Below are 19064 nucleotides of genomic sequence, written 5' to 3'. Positions count from 1 at the left end.
TCGAATCGGCAGGTCACCGCGCGCGAAACTTGTCATGCTCCGTGGACCAGATCGGCAATACTTCTTTCCCCGGCTCGATATACGCTTTGACGCGGTTAATCGCGGCAGGCCCCTCCATGAAGCCTCCCGCGATCAGGCCCGGCAATTTGCCGGGGTATTCCGCGACGTCCCCCGCCGCGAAAATACCCGGGATAGACGTCTGCATCCAGCTATCGACGACGATTCGATCGCGCTGGATTTCGAGCCCCCAGTTTTTAATTCCTCCCAAGTCTGGCCTTACCCCATGGCATACGATAATCTCGTCCGTGCGGAGCAAGACGTTCTCTCCAGTTTCGAGCCGCTCGACCGTAACGCCTTCGACGCGGTCGCCATCCCCTTGAATCTCCTTTATCCGGGATGAAGTCATCACGTGAACGGGAGATTTGCGCATTTGGGCCACACTTCCTTCATGAGCTCGAAACGTCTCCCTCCGATGAACGATGCCGACGAATTCCGCAACGTTAGTCAGCGTAAGCGCCCAGTCCACCGCCGAATCTCCTCCTCCGGAAATAAGCACTCTCCTGCCGCGAAACCTTTCCACACTATCGGCCGAGTAATGAACGTGACGTCCTTCGTACCGCTCGGCGTTTTCCGCCTCCAGCGTCTGATTTACAAGCGTTCCGCCTCCGATCGCCACGACGATCGTTCGGGTGAGATGCACTTCACCGGTCCGGCTCGTCAAGCGAAAAGTACCGTCGGCAAGCCGTTCCATCCGGTCGATCAACTGGGATAAAACGATGACCGGCTCGAACGTGCGCGCCTGCGCCTCCAACTGCTTCGTTAAGTTCCAAGCCGTAATCGCTTCGATACCGCCGACGTCGTACAGAAATTTCTCGGCATAATATGGCAGCTTCCCTCCGAGAAAAGAGGCGGCCTCGATCACTTTCGTCTTCATATCCCGCATCCCTGCGTAAAAGGCGGCAAACATCCCTGTCGGACCTCCGCCGATAATCGTCACATCGAAACACGTATTGGCGTTCTCTCCCATGCCTTGATTCCTCCTCCTGTTGTGTTGTCCCTCTGATAACGATTATCATTTACGACCTCTTATTTCTCTACCTGCAGGCGGTTTTTTTTAACCTGCGGACGGTTTTTTTGTACGATCGCCCCTAATGGACAAAAAAACGCCGCCGCCTTCATTGCGGAAGGTCAGCGGCGATCTTTAACATATTGAATCGGCTTGCAGCCGTACTTCTTGCGGAATGCGGCCGAAAAGTTGCTGGGATTGCTGTACCCGACGGCGACGGCCGCCTCGCCCACGTTCATCTGTCCGGTCAGCATGAAGGTTGCGCCCTTCTCCAGACGCCGGTCGCGAACGTACTCGAACACCGTCATCCCGAACAGTTCCTTAAAGCCCTTTTTCAGCTTGGATTCGTTTAATTCCGCCGCTCTGGCCAGCTCCTTTAGCGACAGCGGATTTTCGATGCAGTCGACGATGAGTTGTTTGGTCGCATGGAGCCTTTCGATGTCGCGCTTTTTTAGCCAAGTGCCGCGAACCGGCTCGCTACCGCGCATAGGCTCTTCGAAAGCCAGCACGATGATCTCCATGATTTTGCTCTCCATATACAGCCTTTTTAACGCGCCGCGATAGGGGGAAGCTGCCAAGTCGTGAACGGCCCGCTTCAGCGCAAGGGAATCGCCAATCGGGCGGATCTTCCCCGCCTCTTGCGCGAACCAGCTCTCCAGTCTTGCGCAATCGTCCGCTAAATAGTCCAGCACCTGCTCGGGCGTCATGCGAATTTCCAGACATTGATGCCTTGTCTTCGAATCGATCGATACTCTAACCTCGCTATCCTCCACCGAATACGCGCTTCCGGCCTGCTCCCGAGTGATGAAATGGCAGCCCTTCAAATAGCCTTCGGAGCGTCCGCTGAAGCAGTATGTGATTTCAAAAAGCTTGTCCTCTTCGATGCACAGCTGCCAGTCCTCCTCCAAGGTCATATCGGAAGCGACCACTTCGACCCCGGGCCTAATCTTCATTCGGGCTATCGCGCCTTCGCCTACGAGAGGCGGCAGCACGATCCGCTGCTCGTCCCTCGTTACCGTATTGCTTCCGTAAAGATCGGCCAGCCCGTCGAAATAGCCGTGTACATTGCGCGACTGTATGATTTGTTTCATCCGTGACACCTCATTCACATGCCGTTAATAATGGCGACTCAAAGCGGTTGTTTGTATCGTAACACCAATGAGAATTGTTATCAACATCCGGCAGCCGCGAATATCGGCACGAAAAACCCGCGAAAGCTTGGCGGATTCCGAAGCTTTCGCGGGTTCCGACCGCGGAATATTAAATACCCAAATGCTCCTTCAGCGTCGATCCGGCGTATTCGCTTCTGAACAAGCCTCGCTCCGTCAGCTGCGGCAGCAACTTCTCGAAAAACAGCTCCATCGACCTTTCCGAGCCGCCCGGCAGAGCGATAAACCCGTCGATAGCGCCGGCTTCGAACCGCTGCAAAATATCGCCTAGAACGTCCTCGACCGTCCCGACCGATACCCAGTGCGCCGAGCCGACAACCTCGGGCCTCGCTAGAACCTCCGCCACCGTCGGCTCGTTATTGGCGATAAATCTGCGCAGCAGCTCGGCATGCGTTCGGCTGCGGACCGGCAGATTCGGGTCGGGAAGCATCTCGGCGGTCACGCGATCGTTCAACTCGCAAGCGGTCAAATCGAGACCCAGCACGGATTTAAGCGCTGCATGCCTGCGCTCCGTGCTTAAATGCGCGTTGGCGGTTGCGAACAAGGCTTGCGCTTCCTCGCGGGTATCGGCCAAGAAAAAGTACAGTCCGGGCAAAACCTTGACCGCATCCGGACTGCGTCCGTGCCCCTCCGCTCTTCTTCTCAGATCCCCGCGCAGCTCCACCCCGGACTCCAGATCCGGCATTGCCGCAAAGATGGCATCCGCTATGGAAGAGGCGAAATCGCGGCCGATATCCGAAGCGCCCGCTTGGAACAACGGAATGGCGCCCGCTTGATGGGCAGGCATCGTGAGCGGTCCTTTGACATTGTAAAACTCGCCCGAATGATGAATCGCGGATACTTTGTCGGGATCGGTGAATTGGCCCGACTCGCGGTCGACCACGATCGCTTCGCGCGGAAAGCTTGCCCAAAGCCTGCGCACGACATCGGTAAATTCCTTGGCCCGCGCATACCTCGCTTGCGGAGACGGCATGGGCGAATCGCCGAAATTTTCCGCTCCTTCGATCGAAGTGACAATGTTCCAGCCGGCGCGTCCGTTGCTGAGCCAATGCAGGGATTGAAGCTGCCGGGCTACGACATACGGCGGATTAAACGTGGTGGACACCGTCGTTACCAGTCCGATTCGCTTCGTCTCGCGGGCAATCGCCGCAAACATAAGCGTAGGGTCGGGACTTCCGTAGTTGGCGGAATCCCCCAGCATCTGCGGACTGATATAGAGATAATCCGCCCTGAACAAGAAGTCCAGCTTGGCGTTCTCCGCCAGCTTGGCCAGCTCGATATAGTAGTCGATGGAGTCCATTCGCTCCACGCCGCTGTCCGGATGTCTCCAGCCGTGTCCTTTCATCCAGGTTGCCGATAAATGAAATCCGATACATAGTTGCTTATTTGCCATCGCTTGCTGCTACCTTCTTCCTAAACATAGTAATAACGATAATCATTCTCGATTACTAGTTTAACAAGCGGTGCTCTATAAGCAATACACTAATCGTAAATCCGCAATGGACAATTATCGAAATCTTCGGCGACGGCTCGTCCGCAGACAGGCCGTGGCCGCGAAGCTACGCTCAACCGTTACTCCCAAACGGCATTGCGGTCGATCCAGGAGGCGGCTCGTCCGAGGATGCTCGCCTTTAGCAGCACCAGCTCGTCATAATTATAGAAGAAACGAACTTTGCGATCCGCAAGCGAGTCCCCTTCCGGGCGCACGGTCATCACGAAGTAGGACCACGACTCGGCAAAATCCTCATATACGCTGGTCATGGCATAACCCGTCACGTAATCTTCCTCATCCTCGCTGACGGCCTTTTTCCAGAACTGCTTATAAAACTGGTAAATGTACGAGTCTTGATACGGGCAGCCCTCGTCCAGCATGTACGTATCGCATTCGCTTTCGTCCGCGTACGGATCGACCTGCTCCGCGTTCAGCGACAGCAGATGGCCGAATTCGTGAATGTCGGTCATGACGCGTTCCGTCTCGTAGGTCGATTGGATTTGATTGGCGGCATAGGTCCAATTCTCGTAATCCTCATCGTCTTGAATGACGTAAGCGAGCAGATCGGCATGATCGTACAGCTCGAAGTTCTTCACCATCTGTCTATGATCGGAAGGAATTATCCAGGCGAAGCGATCCCACAGCCAGGCGTAATATTCCTCTTCCTCATCAGACGGCGTCAAATCCAGCTCGTTGCCCTCAACTTCATAGGAAGCCAGCACATCGGCCTCCTTCTGACTATCCAACTCGTCCACGTCCCATTCCTCGGAATACGTCAGATCGCCTAACCACTCCTCCATTTCTCCGATCATACGCTCGGACCAAAGCTCGCACTCGTCGGCATCGCCGCAATCGACGATATAGCTGCAGACGCCGGGCTCCGCTTCCTCCTCGTAAGCCTCGCAGCCTGCCGTTCCTATCGCTTCCGGCTCAACCGCATCCTGTTCCTCTGCTGCCGCCACAGACGTTCCCGCGACAGCGCTCCCCGCTCCGCTCGAAAACGCGGGTTCTGCATCCTCAAGACTGCAGCCCGAGAGCGCTGTCGCAGCTAGCAAAAGCAACAGGCGAGCCCATTTGATCAGTCCGTTTGCTTTTTTCCATTCCCCTGACTTACGCCCCATCCCGTCAACCTCATCCCGTCGTATCATATTCGTACCCTGCCGTCACTCCCGAGAACCCCATGTCTCAGCGGAGAATGCCTATCGCTTTCGCTTCCTTTAGCCACAACGGAAACTCGTTCAATAGCTTGCCGTACAGTTCTTCATCCGTAATCGTAGTAATGTCGGCAATAGGGAAGAAATTCGCGTTATCGACAACCCTTCCCGGCAGCGTATCCAGTTGACTCAACACCTCGAAATCCGAGTCGCCGATGCCGACGAACTGCCAGAAGATCGGATGAACGGCCGCTTCCGTCAGCGTCTTTTTCGTCGGGTTCACCACGCCGCCGTCATTAATGAAAATAATGAAGACAGGCGTGGAATCCGGCTCCTCCTTCGTATACTTGCGAACGATGTCCTCCATCACGAGAGGCTCGTTATTTCTCCCGAACTTGTGAATCGACGGATCGCCAAGTATGCGGGACTGCACGTAACCCGCGAAATCGCGTTCAGTAACGGATGGCAGCCGGCTGAACTCATGGTCGTACACCCAGACGTCCAGCTCGCCATTGTCGTCGAACTTGCAGGCGATCGCCAGTATTCGCTCTACAACCTCTTGCACGGTTCCGTTGTTGTACAACTTTCTCATCGATCCCGTGATATCCAGCACCAGGCCGACTCTGGCGACGATACCCGACAGCTTCTTCTTTTCCAGCAGCAGTCCGACTGTTTTTTTGCGTAGATCGATGGTCGACAGCATTAACGGTTCGGCCGCAGCCGCAGCCTCGGAAACTGCGTTCTCCTCCTCGCGCACCTCAAGTCCGAAGCTTTCGCACAGTGCGCGCAGACCGCCGAAGAAGCCGCTCCCGACCGCGCGAAACTTCCACTCTCCCTGATGTCTGTACAGTTCGCCTGCCACGACCGCAGTCTCCTTGTCCAACTCCGCGCCGAAGTCGAAGCGGCAGATTTCCTCTCCGGCGGCCGTATCGACAAGCCGAATATACAAGCTGGATACATTGCTCATTGTGTGCCCTTGCTGCTCGCCTTCGTAGATCGTGACCGTCATCGCGATTTTATCGGCATCCTCCGGCAGATCGGGAAGCGACACTCGCAGCGTCTCCCGACCTTCTCCGCCCGAGGCGGAATGAGTTACCGCTCCGCCAAGCGCATGCGGATTGCCGTAAAAAACGAAATGCTCGTCCCGCTCGCACCGCCCCCGCTCCGACAGCACAAATCCGGCGGCATCGATGCCGATTCCGGGATTGTCGCACTGCCAGCCGAAAATAACGTCCAGCTCGCGAACATTCCTCCCCTTCGTCACATCGCTCTTCTGTCCCTTGATCATCGCCTGTTCCGCCTCCCCCTATAAGCTCTTTTCAACATAATTCGACGCGACCCGATCAAAATCCCTTGCAGCCCCTTGGACAATTTGTCGGCATACTAAAATAAAATAGCCCCGACAATCCCGCGTAGTGCAGGATCATCGGGGCGTGCCGGCTTCGGTTGGCCGCCAAACCTTTTTTGTATGATTTTCCGTATAAAAATCCCGTTTCGAGCCGCCGATTACGGCGCTTTGGACGATAAATCGTATAAAATCAACCTCTGACGGTCAACTCCGGCTGATTTGTATGACGTTTAGTACAAAATTCAAAAATCCGACCGACGCCGTTCGAACCTGCCTTGATGACGTTCTGGTCCGCTTCTGGTTAATTCCCCTTTTTTTTCACCCTGCCCATCAAATCGTGCAGCGTTCGGACAAAATCCATTCCGGACAGGCGTCCCAGCCCTCCGTAACCGCCATCGCATTCATTGTAATGAAGAACGCGGTCCTTGCGAATTCCGGGCCCGCAGATCGCAATCGGAACAGGCTCGCCCGAATGCTCTCCGACTTCGCAAGGGGTCGAGTGATCGGCCGCCAGCGCCAAGTAAGCGTCCTCGGGCATATCCCGAAGCAGAAGGCCGACCAGCCGGTCGAACAGCTCGACGGCTTTGGCCTTCTCCAGCGGTTCGTTATCGTGACCTTTCAGATCGGGCGCCTTCATATGAACGAGCACCAGATCGCAGTCGGCCAACTCGCGGAGCGCCAGCTCGGCCTTTAATTCGATGTCGGTATCCATGTTGGCGGTCATGCGGGAATCCGTGACGGGCTTAAAGCCGGCCAGCTTAGCGACGCCCAGCACCGTGCTTTCGCCTGCGATGCAGCTGCCGCGGATGTTCAGCCGCTCGCTAATCGGCGTCAGCTCCGTCATCCGTCCGACTCCTCTCGTTAGGATGAAATTAGCCGGCTTCTCTCCGCGCTGCACCCGCGCTTCGTTGACCGGGTGGCGGGACAGCAGCCGATGAGCCTCCTGCAAAAAACGATTCAGCACCGCGGCCGTCCGTTTCGCCTCGTCCGAGTCGTCCAGCGGTTTGACCTTATGGTACGGACTCCCGTCATTCGGAGCCTTCGGGTCGGAATCGCCAATCCGATCGCTTAGCCCCGTTCCGCGAAGCACGAGCACCGCCCGGTGTTCTGTAGCCGATTTCAAATAAAAGGTCACGCCGTCGATCTCTATCCCGCTTATGGTCTCGGCGATCCGGTCCGTGCCTTCGCGAATTCTGCCGGCTCTGCGGTCGAGTACGATTCCGCTGGAATCGACAGTGGCGTAATTGCAGCGGAGTACGATATCTCCGGGCTGCACCTCCATCCCGACTCCCAGCGCCTCAATCGGTCCGCGGCCGGGATAATCCTGCGGCTCGTAACCGAATAAAATCAGATGGCCCATATCCGTGCCTACCGGAATGCCGGGAGCGATCGGGTCCATCATGCCGTTAATCCCTGCGGATGCCACTCGGTCCAGGTTGGGCGTATCGGCGTATTCCAGCGGCGTTTTATCGTCCAACTCAGCAATCGGCCTGTCTCCGATTCCGTCGGCAATAGCTATAATGACTTTTCTATGCAGCATGGTCTCCTCCTGAATGCTTCTATATTCCGATCACCTTGAACCAGGTAAACACGGCCAAGCTGATGACGCTGGCGCCGATAAAGCAAGTGACGATGGCATACTTTACCTGATCCCATACGGAGAAATAGCCGGTTCCGAAATAAATCGTGTTCACCTTCGAGTGCGGCGGAAGCGTAATCGTGTAAGTCATCGTCATGGCGGCCGCCAAGGCGAGCGGCACCGGATCGATGCCCAACGTTTTGGCCAGCGCAATAAACGCCGGAATCAGGATCGTTACGCGAACCGTTTTGCTCGTGAAAATAAGATGGCTGTACATACTTAGGAAAATGACGCAAATATAGACGAGCGCATGATTCATATGCTCCAGGCCCAGCGCGTCGACCACTTTACCGATGATCCATTCCGCGCCTCCCGATTTGTCCAGCGCGTTCCCGACCGCATACGCGCCTGCGGCAAAAATCATCAGCTCCCACTTGATATTCGCTTCCTTCCAGGTCATCATCCCGACTCTGGGCAGCAAGCACAGGAGCGCTCCAAGCACGGCCGTCTGTTCGGTGCTGATCTCGAATCCGAACCAGCCTTGATGATAATCTCCGGTAGCCCACAGCAGGACGGTAAAGATGAAGATGGCCAGCGCTTTCTTCTCCGCCAGAGAGAAGCGGCCTAATTTGTCCAGCTCCTCCTTCAGCGTGTCCCTGACGTTATTAATGCCGGTCTCGCTGTTCACGGAGAACAGCTTTAATCCAATAAAAAACGTAATGGTCATCGTAATGATCGCGGTAGGCATGGAGGCCAGCAGCCAATCCATATATCCGATATGGCCTCCGGCTTGTTCGTTGATGAACCCGACCGCGATAATGTTGCCGGACGTCGCCGTCATAACGCCCGAGGTCGCCAGCGCATCCGCCTGTACGCCTTGAAGCATCATAGTTTTGCCCAGACGGCTTTTGCCCGGAATCGCTTTGTAAACCTCAAGCAGGATCAAGCAGATCGGCACCATTAGCGTTGCTCTTGCCGTCGTGGACGGAACGAAGAAGGCCAGAATAAAGTTAATGACTACAAGCAGGAACAAGGTTCTTTTGGGCGTTTTGCCGAACTTCGTTATCATCCACAGGGACAATCTTCTGCCCATATTGGACTTCACCATCGCCGACGTCAAAATAAATGCGGCTACCATCAGCCAGATCACGTCGAACCCTAAAGTTCCGAATGCAACTCCCTGATCTTTGACCGCCCCAACCAAAGGCAATAGCAAAATCGCAATAATCGACGTCAAATAAATCGGAATGGGCGTCGTAATCCATAGGATCAACGCTCCGGTAAAAATAGCCAGCGCGCGCTGCGCCTCCACGCCAAGTCCTTCAGGTGTCGGCATGAAGAAGAGCAGCAGCGCCACGAGGATCGCGAGCGGAATTCCGATCTTCTTCATCGTCTCCTCTACCTTGCTTTTTTTCTCGGAAGACGGCTCTTTCCCGTTCTTATCCGCAGACGCATGCACTTCCGACATCTAATATCCTCCTCATATCGCTGATGTTATCGCTTTCATCTTAGCCGACAGAGTAGTATAATACAATTTGATTTAATTTTAATAACCATAACAAAACGTTATGGTTAGAAGGGACGAATGGAATGAATATCAACAAGCTGCAAACCTTCATTACGTTGTCCGAGTGCTTAAACTTCACCGAAGCGGCCGAGCTGCTTTACTGCTCCCAGCCGTCCGTCAGCATGCAGATCCAGAGCATCGAGGACGAACTGGGCGTTCCGCTCTTCGACCGAATCGGTAAAAAGCTGTACTTGACCAAGCAGGGCGAGCACTTTAAGACCTATGCGGAGCAAATCGTCAACCTGCTCCATTCGGCGAAGGACCATATCCGGCAATTGGAGGATTTGAGCTACGGAACGCTGTCCTTCGGAGCGAGCAACTTCGTCGGAGTCTATCTGCTCCCGCAAGTTTTGCGAAGCTTCTCCAAAGCCTTCCCGAACATCAACATTAATATGAACATCACTTCTTCCCGTCATCTGATTCGCATGATGGAAACAAACAAAGTGGAGCTTCTCGTCATCTCCGACCGGATCGCCATGGACGAAGCGAGCTTCGAAAAGAAGGTTTTCTATGAGGACGAGCTTGTGCTGATCGTGCCGCCGTCCCACCCGCTAGCCGGGGAACGAGAGTGTACCTTAACGGATTTCGCCAACGACACGTTTATTATGAAACCGGACAAATCCGCCACTCGCACCTATTTGGAAATGAAGTTCCAAGAGTATGGCTTCAACCCTCCGAAATATATGGAAATTAGCAATACGGAGGGCATCAAGCAAGCGGTGATCCACGAGCTTGGCGTATCGCTTGTCTCGAACTTTGCCGTTCAGCAGGAGCTAAAAAGCGGATTATTAGTCCAAATTCCGTTGGCGGACATTCGTTTTCATCGCGGAATCAGCTATATTTATCATCGCAGCAAGCACCTTTCCCCCGCTGCCAAACAATTTATTTCGTTGCTGGAACAGCATTTCGGCTGAACCAACAAACAAGGGATGTCCCCAGCCGTCTCACATGACTGTACAGAACATCCCCTGCGTATGCTTTCTTTCGCACTGTTTACTCTATTACCTCGACAACGAAGTCGGCGAACAATCCGTAGTCGATCAGATCAAACTCCTCTGCCGGTGGAGGGCCGAACATCGGGGATTTCTTCCAGTTGCCGGGCCAGGCGGTATTGCGGGGCTTCATCGGATCGAAATGCGGCCCCATCAAGTTTTTGAACGATCCGCAGACGCGGACAGTCACCTCGGCGATTGAACCGGGCTGCGCGTATGGCGTGATGTCCAGGCTGTTCTCGCGGTCAAAACCGATCATTCCGGCATTCTCGCCGTTCACTTGAACGCTGGCAATCGTTCCTCTCCAATCGGGCAACGAGACTTTGATCTCGCGGGCGGCGTCCGGAACGGGTACTTGCTTGGTATAGGTAAACGCCGAACCGTAAAACGGGTATCCCTGCTCCTTCCATGTACCGGCTGCAGGCGCGCGTTCAGGTTTGCCGATGACCCATTCCCCTTCATTCTCCGTTACACCGAAGTCGCCCGTCACATACACGGCCTCGATTTCCATAAAGATCGAGAACGGCTTCGCCTCAAGCCGAATCACATTCTCTCCACCCCGGACGGCTTCGCGAATCGAGGCTTGCCCCATATGGTGGTCCAGCCAGCAGGTGCCCGGACTCATTTCGATAGCAACATCGTTGACGCGAATGTCGTACAGCTCCGGACGCTCGACCATCAGCTCGATTTTCTCGGGAATTCCTTCCCCCGCTATGCGAAAACGGTACTGTACCGCAAGCCCCGTCCGCTCGTCGAACGACGCTTCCCGGTCGAGCAGCCGGCGCTTGAACTGTACCCCGTTGTCCCAAGGATTCATTGAAAAGCCGTGATACTCAAAGGCGAAGCGGTTCGCTTGCGTCGTGTACAGCCCCGAATAGGTTTTTTCCCCCAAAGTAAGATCGCAGTAGGAGATGGGGAAAATGTTCGGCTGCTCGGGCGTGACGACCGATGGTTCCGTCGAAAGACGGCTGCTCGCCGCGTTTGCGTCTCCCGACGCATGCATGCCGTCAACGGCTGCTGAAGCATTGTTAATTTTCTCAGGATACACGCGGATGAGCAGCGAACCGGAACCGGCCAGCGAAACCGGGATCGCAAGCTGTCCCTGCTCCGCCCCCGCTAACGAAGCCACCGGGCTGTAATCTGCCTGAGCCGCGGGGATATCGAGCCCCTCCGAAAGCGAAGTCACCGAGCCGGTAAGAGGGTCCCAGATTTCTCCGTAACGTCCCGGAACGACAAAGGTGTCCTCGAACCCTTGCGCAAAGCTATTAACGATAAAATGAAACGTGCTCCCGTCGTCCATCTCGCGCCGCAGCTGCGTAACCCCGGCTCGCTCCCGGACACCGGACTGCCATATGGACCGTGGACGAAGCGTCTCCCGCAAAGCGGAATCCGTCTGCGCGAAGCCGTCGACGGCGATCCAGCCCTGCATGCCCGTTAGCTCGGACGCCTGCCAGCTTCGTCCTTCCTTCCGGCTCAGCCCGTCGTTCCAGGCGATCACCCTGCCGCCGCCGGCCATAAATCCGCGCAGCAGCTCCACCGTCTCGCCCTTCGCATTCAGCATGCCGGGCGGCACGATCACGACGTCGTATGTCCGGTTCGCGACTTGGATTTGCGCTCCCGAAACCGCGCCATGACGCGCCATTATATACTCGTCGCACCAGTCGTAATCCCAGCCCGCGTCGATTAAGCGCTGGGCCAGCTCCCGGGTTTGAACGATGCCGAGCTTATAGCTTTCGTTATTCTCCAGATCGCCCGGAGTGAACAGGAAAGACGACGTCGTCGGGTTAAGCACGAGAATCCGGTTGTACGTCTTGCCTTCCGACAGCGCGAAGGATAGCCGCGAGAAATAATCGTTCAGGCCGCGCAGCTCGTCCCACCAAGGCTGCCGCCAATCGAACGATTGCGGGTGGTCCCGCTTGCGCGCGCCGACAATCGTCGAATACGTCAAATGCGGATTCAGAAAATTGATCCCGTTGGCGTACAGCCAATCTCCGATTCGCTTGAAATCCTCGAACGAAGCGTCCCAGCCTCCCGCGCCGAACGCTTCGCACAGCACGCGAGGACGGTCGAATTGGTTGGCCGCGCTGTGGACCTCCCGGATCCCGATCGCCAGATGGCTCGTCTCGGCCATGAGATCGTCAGCCGGAGCATTATCGCGAAACATATGAGTCAGGAGCATATCGATCGCCGGCCAATGCATGTACTCGTACATGGACATGACGGCCGGAGAGCTCCGATGGAACGGATGAGGCCAGTTGTGCTCCAGATAGTGGCCGGTGTAGGCGATCCCGTTCCGCTCGCACCACTCGGAAATCGGACGCACCGAATTGTCCGTCCACAGCTGATGAATCGTGGCGTAGAAATCGTACCGCACCGGGGCCGCGTCCCTCTCCGGGTTCGCGCTTACGGCATCGCGGAACAGGAACGGCAAATAATCAAGCAGATCGTAGCCGTTCCGCTTGGCGAATTCGGAGGCAAACCAGTAGCTGAACGGAAGGAAATCCGCTCCCTCTTGGAACAGGTTGCCCGGCGATATTTCCGGCTCGTCCGTGAACAGAGCGGGAATCGACGTTCCGAACCGGTCGCCGAACCGGCTTCGATACTGTTCGTGCGTCGTCCGCAAGAAATGCTCGGTCACTTCCGGACGCAGCAGGTCCGTATAGGCAAAGCCGCCGAGCCAGTTGTTCGTCTCCGGCGTGCCCAGCTCGAACACCCAGAAGCTTTCCCCGCGGCTCGCCCACTCTGCGGCGGGCAGCAGCGTGACGTCCTCGGCGATTTCCCAGGTCTCCGCATTGCGACGCATCGCGAAAGCGCGGATCGGCTTGCCGGGCCGGTTCAGCATGGCGGAAGGCACTCGCGTGAGCCGATCCAGCTCTTCGAGCTTGTATTCCTTGAACAGAACGCAATTGGCCAGACAATCCGGCAGCTCCGAAGGCACATGTCCGCCGGCAAAGCCGGAAGGATACGAGTTCTCGTCGTAAATGTACAGCTTCAGACCGAGACGCTCCGCCTCTTCCAAAGCAATCCCCCACAAGGAGAACCACTCCTCGGACAAGTACGGCGTAATCAAGCCCGGCCTCGGGTGCACGAACGCGCCGCCGTAGCCTTTGTCCGCCATTTTCTGCAATTGAAGGCGAATAGACTCGGGCTCCATCTCATCGTTCCATACCCACAAAGGGGCCGGGCGATATTCCGAAGTCGGCTCGACAAACTTGCCGCGCCAATCCATCTCTTTCCGTTCGCTCATCTCCGTCATCCTCCGTCTCGCGTAATCTCTTTTGAATTCCTTTGCACCCATTCGGCGATTGTGAAATAATAGTTTGACAACTCAAGTGTATCCGGTTTAATTCCAAAACGCATCACAGGAAGTTGAGAGAAAATCCTAGTATCTTGACGGAGATGTTATAAGATGACCTCATTCAGCGAAAATTTCGCTTCCCTCTGGACGGAATCGTCCGTGCGCCTTATTGCGACGCCGAGCAAAACCGCCAGATCCTCGTTTTTCTACGTGCAGGAGGTCGGCCATTTCCAGACGCTGCCCGGATATTTTACGGAACGGGAGCATTTGAATTCTTATTTAATTGTATATACGGCTGCGGGAACCGGAACCTTGAAATACCGGAATCGTTCCTATACGCTTGGGCCCGGCCAACTGTTTTTCATTGACTGTATGGAGCACCACTACTATACAACGGATCGGCAAAACCTGTGGGAGCTGGTCTGGGTTCATTTCTACGGGGGCACGAGCCGGGGGTATTACGAACAATTCGCCAAAAGCTCGAACCCGATCCTCTCGCTGGACGCGGCGTCGCCGATTCCCGACATGCTGGGGCAACTGATCCGGCTTCATCAGCAGAAAGATTACGGAACCGAGCTGCTTAGTTCGCGGCTGCTGGTCTCTCTATTGACGGAATTGCTGTTGTCGGCGAGCCAGCCTCAAGGGGATATGGACATGTTGCCTCATTTTATCGCGCCCATCGTCGACTTTCTGGACAAGCATTACACGGAGAAAATTCGCCTGGAGCAGCTTGCCGAGCAGTTTGCGCTTAACAAATTCCATCTCGCCAAGACGTTTAAGAAATATATGGGGGATACTCCGAACGAATACGTCATCAACCTGCGGATCAACAAAGCGAAAGAATGGCTGAAGTATTCCAACGTTCCGGTGGAAGAAATCGCGGCTCGAATCGGGATTGACAATGTCACGCATTTCATTAATTTATTTAAAAGCAGGGTCGAAACGACGCCATTAGCCTTCCGCAAAAAATGGCATTCTCTGAATTGAGCGCTGTGCCGAATGCAATTTTGACTAGCGGAACCGCACCTATCGGCAAAAAGGGGCTGTCTCATAGGTAGAACTGCTTAAGATGATCGATATGTAAAGTAAGGTGTATATACCTCCCGTAGACTGCCTCATACGCTCCTGAAATCACATTGTGACGGGTTTACCCATTCAAATTTCAGGAGCGTATAGCATCGGAGGGAGGTATATACACCTTGCACCTTTATTATCGATTATCTTTTAGAGCAACTCGAAGAGCCTATGAGACAGCCCCTTTTTCGTCCTTCTGCTGCGCTGTCTACTTCGATGCGTTCAGCTCTGCTACATACTCGAAGCCCAGCTTCGCCGCGCCAAGCATCCCCGCTTGATTTTTGAAGGCGGCGGGAACGAGCTTCATGCTTGCCACGGCCGGGTTGGCCTGTTCGCGAATGTGCCGCTCTAGTCTCTCCCACCACCATTCTTTGGTGTCGATCAGCCCGCCGCCAACGATGAACAGATCCGGGTCGTACACGTTCGCCAAGCTGATAAACGCTACAGCCAAATCGGATATGAAGGCGTCGAGCGTATCGCGTGCGGCAATGTCGCCGGTTGCCAGCAATTCGAAGAACTGTCTGCCCGAAGCGATCGCTTCCTCGCCGCGGCGCTCGTTGTAGCTTCTATAGAGAGCGGTTCCCGAGCCGTATTGCTCGAAGCAGCCCCGCTGTCCGCAATTGCACGGCCTGCCGCCGGGGTATAGAATCATATGGCCGATCTCTCCGGCGCTCCAGCGGCCGCCCCTGACGATTTTTCCGTCGACGAATACCGCTGCCGCAATTCCGGTGCCCAGCGTCACGCACACCGTCGATTGTTCGTTTTTCCCCGCTCCCAGCCACATCTCTCCGATGCCGGCCGTGTTGACGTCGTTATCGACGATCGTCGGAATGCCGTGCCTGTCCTCGATATGCCGCTTCAGATTCAGCCCGGTCCAATTCGGAAGATTCGATGTGGCGTAATAGACGCTGCCCGAATCCACGTCGATCCGCCCCGCGCTGCCGATACCGATCGCATCCGGCTTACAGCGGCTGCACAGCTCGGTAATCAGCTCGTCTATTCCTTCCAAAACATAATCTTTCCCTTTGGAAGCATCCGTCGCCCGATACTCGACGTCAAGCAGCGATCCGTTATCGTCGACGATTCCGCCGGCGATTTTCGTTCCGCCGATGTCTATGCCAAGCGCGATCATTGTCCTCACCTCGTCTTCAATCGCTTATACCGTCTGCAAATACGCGTTGATCTGCGTCACGTTTTTCAAAGTAATGATCTGCGGTCTCGTAATGCCGGCCCCGATAACTACGGAATGGGCGCCATTCTCGAGCGCTTTAACCGCATTGCGATAGTCCCAGAAACGGCCTTCCGCGACAATTGGAGCTGCGATCTTATCGGCCAGCGCCGCGATAATTTCCAGATTGGGCTCCTGCAGCTCGATCGGCACGTTCGATTCCTTGCGCGTGTAGGGCGTATACCCGCACAGCGTCGAGGAAATCAGATCCGCGCCGGCTTTCCAGGCCGCGATGCCTTCTTCAAGCGTCGACACGTCCGCCATAACCAGAATGTCCAGCTCGCTTTTGATATCGTGAATGAACTGCTCCGTCGTTTTGCCGTCCGGCTTGGTCAGCTTGCTCGCGTCGATCGCCACGATCTCGGCTCCCGTTGCGGCAACCTCTCTGACTTCCTTCATTGTCGGCGTAATGTAGGGATAGCAATCCGGGTACTCCTGCTTGATGATGCCGATGACCGGAATCGCGACCGCTTGCTTGACTGCTACGATGTCCGGAATCGTGTTGACGCGTACGCCTACCGCTCCGCCCATCTCCGCCGCCACCGCCATTCTGGCCATATATTCCGATCCGAACAGCGGCTCGTCCGGCTGTGCCTGACAAGATACGAATAATCCTCGTTTAAGTTCATGTATGCGCAACTTTAACCCTCCGTTTTTTCGATACGTAATCCAGACTCACAGCCAACAGCAGCACGGCTCCTTTGACGACAAGCTGGTAATATTCGCTGATGTTAAGCAGAATCATGCCGTTCGTGAGCACGCCCATAATCAGAATGCCGGTAATGACGCCGCTAATCCGGCCTTCGCCCCCGTTCATGCTGACGCCGCCCAATACGACGCCGATAATTACGTCAAGCTCATAACCGGTTCCCGCCGTAGGCTGGCCGCTGTTTACCCGGGAGAGCAGCACCAGTCCGGCAAGCGCGCTTAGGAAGCCGCTCAGACAATAGGCGATATATTTGATTTTGCGAACGTTAACCCCGGACAGGCGGGAAGCCTCCTCATTGCTGCCGACTCCGTAGACGTACCTGCCGAACCGCGTCTTCTCCAGCACGAAGTAACCGACCGCAAAGCAGGCAAGCATCAGGATGACGGGAACGGGAATCCCCATCACGTAACCTTGTCCGATGAAAGAGTAGCCTTCGGGCAAGCCGTATACGGGCAACCCTCCGGTAATGATGTAGGCGATCCCTCTTAGCGCCGTTAAAGTCGCCAGCGTCACGATTAGCGCCGGAATTTGAATCTCATGAATAAAATACGTGTTGACGAGACCGATCACGATACCGGCAACGAGCGTCAGTACGAACGCCAGCGCCGGATGGACGCCGAACAGCATCAGCTTCGCGGCCAATACCGCGGAAACGCCGATGATCGAACCGATGGACAAGTCGATGCCCGCTGTCAAAATCACGAACGTCATGCCTACGGCCACGATTCCGACTATCGATACTTGTCTTAAAATGTTCAGCAGGTTATCTACGGACAAAAAAGCATCCGAGGCGACCGAGAAAAAGAAGACGAGAAGCAGCAGCACAATGTAAATTCCGTATTTTACGAGTATGGCTCTGATCGGCACGGGTTGACCTCCGCTCTACATTTGGGATAAGAACGACGGCCGTTATTCCGTAGCCATCGTCAGAATGCGTTCCTGCGTCATTTCATCGCCTGCAACTTCGCCCGTTAGCGATCCTTCCTTCATGACCAGCACCCGGTCGGACATGCCGATCAGCTCCGGCATTTCGGACGAAATCATAATAATCGACTTATTCTCACCGACCAGATTTCGCATCAAGGCGTAGATTTCCTGCTTCGCCCCAACGTCAATGCCGCGCGTAGGCTCGTCGAAGATCAGAATATCGCACTGGGTCGCCAGCCATTTGGCCAGAACGACCTTCTGCTGGTTGCCGCCGCTCAGGTTTTTGACCGCCTGCAGCTCCCCGGGCGTCTTGATGGCCAGAGCCGCGATATAATCCGTGGCCAGATTTTTCTCTTTCTTCTTGTGCAGAAAACCGAAGGAAGCGATTTTATCAAGCGAAGCGTACGAGATGTTAAATTTCACGTCCATGTTCAACAGCGCGCCATGCTGCTTTCTGTCCTCCGGAATGAGTCCCATCTTATAGCCGATGGCGTCCATCGGATGACGAATCTTGACGCGTTTCCCCCTGATCAGCAGCTCGCCTGCAGATATCGGATCGACGCCGAATATGGCGCGTACCAGCTCCGTCCTCCCGGCGCCGACCAGGCCGGCGATTCCCAATATCTCTCCTTCCTTCAGGGTGAAAGAGATGTCGTTGACCTGGGGATTGGAGAGACCTTTGACCTCCAGCACCGCAGCTCCCGTCCGGGAAGCTTTGGGCGGATAATGCTGTCCCAACGCCCGTCCGACCATCAGGCTGACCAATTCGGATCTGTTCGTGTCTTCGCGCTGCAGCGTTCGAATATATTTGCCGTCTCTCATGACTGTAATCCGGTCGGAGAGACGGAAGATTTCCTCGAATTTGTGAGAGATATAAATAATCGTCATCCCCTGCCGCTTCAGCTTGTCGACGATTTCGTACAGCTTCTCGACTTCGCTGCTCGTCAGCGGGGCCGTAGGCTCATCCATAATCAACACTTTGGCATTGCCGGATATCGCTTTGGCAATTTCTACGATTTGCTGGAAACCGACGCTCAAATCTTTAACCAAGCTCTGGGGCCGCACGTTCACGCCGAGCTGACTTAAAATTTGCGACGACCGGGCATTCATCTCGCGTCTATCGATCATGAATCTGCCGCCAAGCTCCCTGCCGTAAAAAATATTTTCAGCTACCGTCAGACTCGGAATCAGGTTGAACTCCTGATAGATCGCGCTGATCCCTTCCTTTAACGCATAGATCGGGTTCATGCCGCTCATCTCAACGCCATTGTACCTAATGCTGCCCGACGTCGGCTCGATGGCGCCGGTGATCGTCTTGATCAGCGTCGATTTGCCCGCGCCGTTCTCGCCTACGATCGAATGCACCTCTCCTGGCCGAAAATCGATTGAAACGCCGTCCAGCGCCTTAACGCCAGGGTAATATTTGCTGATGTCCCGAAGAGCCAATAGGGGTTCGCCCAT

General features: G+C 55.3%; 14 protein-coding genes and 1 pseudogene. 2 read left to right on the top strand and 13 right to left on the bottom strand.

Translation table 11 applies throughout. The features are described from left to right. Window positions 1-13: 13 nt before the first annotated feature. From DFP98_RS00320 to DFP98_RS00290, 8 genes and pseudogenes are all read right to left on the bottom strand, one after another. Window positions 14-1027: an NAD(P)/FAD-dependent oxidoreductase gene (locus tag DFP98_RS00320; RefSeq protein ID WP_116058565.1), complete on the bottom strand. Its 1014-nt coding sequence runs from the start codon at window positions 1025-1027 to the stop codon at window positions 14-16. A gap of 161 nt (window positions 1028-1188) precedes the next feature. Next, entirely contained in the window at window positions 1189-2157 is a 969-nt protein-coding gene (locus DFP98_RS00315; protein ID WP_116058564.1) for a helix-turn-helix transcriptional regulator, read from the bottom strand. Between the two features lie 169 nt (window positions 2158-2326). Beyond that, window positions 2327-3628 carry an NtaA/DmoA family FMN-dependent monooxygenase gene (locus DFP98_RS00310; RefSeq protein WP_116058563.1) on the bottom strand — a complete coding sequence of 434 codons (1302 nt, stop codon included), beginning with the start codon at window positions 3626-3628 and terminating at the stop codon, window positions 2327-2329. Window positions 3629-3807: 179 nt separating this feature from the next. After that, on the bottom strand, window positions 3808-4875 hold the full coding sequence (locus tag DFP98_RS00305; protein WP_147310107.1) for a hypothetical protein: 1068 nt from the start codon (window positions 4873-4875) through the stop codon (window positions 3808-3810). A 37-nt stretch (window positions 4876-4912) separates the two neighbouring features. After that, window positions 4913-5581 (bottom strand): vWA domain-containing protein, encoded by a 669-nt coding sequence (locus DFP98_RS39610; RefSeq protein ID WP_246016371.1) that lies wholly within the window; start codon window positions 5579-5581, stop codon window positions 4913-4915. 78 nt (window positions 5582-5659) lie between these two features. Continuing rightward, a pseudogene (locus DFP98_RS39605) lies at window positions 5660-6169 on the bottom strand (TerD family protein); the annotation flags it as partial. A gap of 361 nt (window positions 6170-6530) precedes the next feature. Beyond that, window positions 6531-7769: a 2,3-bisphosphoglycerate-independent phosphoglycerate mutase gene (gene apgM, locus DFP98_RS00295; protein WP_116058560.1), complete on the bottom strand. Its 1239-nt coding sequence runs from the start codon at window positions 7767-7769 to the stop codon at window positions 6531-6533. Window positions 7770-7788: 19 nt separating this feature from the next. Beyond that, window positions 7789-9276: an SLC13 family permease gene (locus DFP98_RS00290; protein WP_116058559.1), complete on the bottom strand. Its 1488-nt coding sequence runs from the start codon at window positions 9274-9276 to the stop codon at window positions 7789-7791. 122 nt (window positions 9277-9398) lie between these two features. On the opposite strand from DFP98_RS00290, the gene DFP98_RS00285 reads away from it, so the two are divergent. Further along, window positions 9399-10289 (top strand): LysR family transcriptional regulator, encoded by an 891-nt coding sequence (locus tag DFP98_RS00285; protein WP_116058558.1) that lies wholly within the window; start codon window positions 9399-9401, stop codon window positions 10287-10289. Window positions 10290-10368: 79 nt separating this feature from the next. Here the strand turns inward: DFP98_RS00285 and DFP98_RS00280 are convergent, their stop codons facing one another. Beyond that, window positions 10369-13614, bottom strand: a complete 3246-nt coding sequence (locus DFP98_RS00280; protein ID WP_181917401.1) for a glycosyl hydrolase — start codon at window positions 13612-13614, stop codon at window positions 10369-10371. 162 nt (window positions 13615-13776) lie between these two features. Here DFP98_RS00280 and DFP98_RS00275 point away from each other — a divergent pair, with 162 nt between their 5' ends. Further along, the gene (locus DFP98_RS00275; RefSeq protein ID WP_116058556.1) at window positions 13777-14652 is read left to right on the top strand and encodes a helix-turn-helix transcriptional regulator; all 876 of its coding nucleotides are present in this window, start codon (window positions 13777-13779) and stop codon (window positions 14650-14652) included. Between the two features lie 295 nt (window positions 14653-14947). Here the strand turns inward: DFP98_RS00275 and DFP98_RS00270 are convergent, their stop codons facing one another. The 4 genes from DFP98_RS00270 to DFP98_RS00255 are packed head-to-tail and all read right to left on the bottom strand — an operon-like array spanning window position 14948 to window position 19064. After that, on the bottom strand, window positions 14948-15871 hold the full coding sequence (locus tag DFP98_RS00270; RefSeq protein ID WP_116058555.1) for an ROK family protein: 924 nt from the start codon (window positions 15869-15871) through the stop codon (window positions 14948-14950). 24 nt (window positions 15872-15895) lie between these two features. Further along, window positions 15896-16606 (bottom strand): N-acetylmannosamine-6-phosphate 2-epimerase, encoded by a 711-nt coding sequence (locus DFP98_RS00265; protein WP_116058554.1) that lies wholly within the window; start codon window positions 16604-16606, stop codon window positions 15896-15898. Further along, window positions 16593-17543: an ABC transporter permease gene (locus tag DFP98_RS00260; protein WP_116058553.1), complete on the bottom strand. Its 951-nt coding sequence runs from the start codon at window positions 17541-17543 to the stop codon at window positions 16593-16595. The genes DFP98_RS00265 and DFP98_RS00260 overlap by 14 nt, the downstream gene beginning before the upstream one ends. Window positions 17544-17585: 42 nt before the next feature. Next, a complete protein-coding gene (locus DFP98_RS00255; RefSeq protein ID WP_116058552.1) occupies window positions 17586-19064 on the bottom strand; it encodes a sugar ABC transporter ATP-binding protein in 1479 nt (492 codons plus the stop codon).

This window comes from Cohnella phaseoli, from assembly GCF_003386235.1.
GTDB lineage: Bacteria > Bacillota > Bacilli > Paenibacillales > Paenibacillaceae > Cohnella > Cohnella phaseoli.
Note: the sequence above shows the minus strand (reverse complement) of the source record. Positions and strands in the feature narration are given on the sequence as shown.

Excerpts from the sequence above, each read along its gene's own strand:
- DFP98_RS00320 (WP_116058565.1), bottom strand. The coding sequence starts at position 1,027 with ATGGGAGAGAACGCCAATACGTGTTTCGATGTGACGATTATCGGCGGA.
- DFP98_RS00315 (WP_116058564.1), bottom strand. The coding sequence starts at position 2,157 with ATGAAACAAATCATACAGTCGCGCAATGTACACGGCTATTTCGACGGG.
- DFP98_RS00310 (WP_116058563.1), bottom strand. The coding sequence starts at position 3,628 with ATGGCAAATAAGCAACTATGTATCGGATTTCATTTATCGGCAACCTGG.
- DFP98_RS00305 (WP_147310107.1), bottom strand. The coding sequence starts at position 4,875 with ATGATACGACGGGATGAGGTTGACGGGATGGGGCGTAAGTCAGGGGAA.
- apgM (WP_116058560.1), bottom strand. The coding sequence starts at position 7,769 with ATGCTGCATAGAAAAGTCATTATAGCTATTGCCGACGGAATCGGAGAC.
- DFP98_RS00290 (WP_116058559.1), bottom strand. The coding sequence starts at position 9,276 with ATGTCGGAAGTGCATGCGTCTGCGGATAAGAACGGGAAAGAGCCGTCT.
- DFP98_RS00285 (WP_116058558.1), top strand. The coding sequence starts at position 9,399 with ATGAATATCAACAAGCTGCAAACCTTCATTACGTTGTCCGAGTGCTTA.
- DFP98_RS00280 (WP_181917401.1), bottom strand. The coding sequence starts at position 13,614 with ATGAGCGAACGGAAAGAGATGGATTGGCGCGGCAAGTTTGTCGAGCCG.
- DFP98_RS00275 (WP_116058556.1), top strand. The coding sequence starts at position 13,777 with ATGACCTCATTCAGCGAAAATTTCGCTTCCCTCTGGACGGAATCGTCC.
- DFP98_RS00270 (WP_116058555.1), bottom strand. The coding sequence starts at position 15,871 with ATGATCGCGCTTGGCATAGACATCGGCGGAACGAAAATCGCCGGCGGA.
- DFP98_RS00255 (WP_116058552.1), bottom strand. The coding sequence starts at position 19,064 with ATGGGCGAACCCCTATTGGCTCTTCGGGACATCAGCAAATATTACCCT.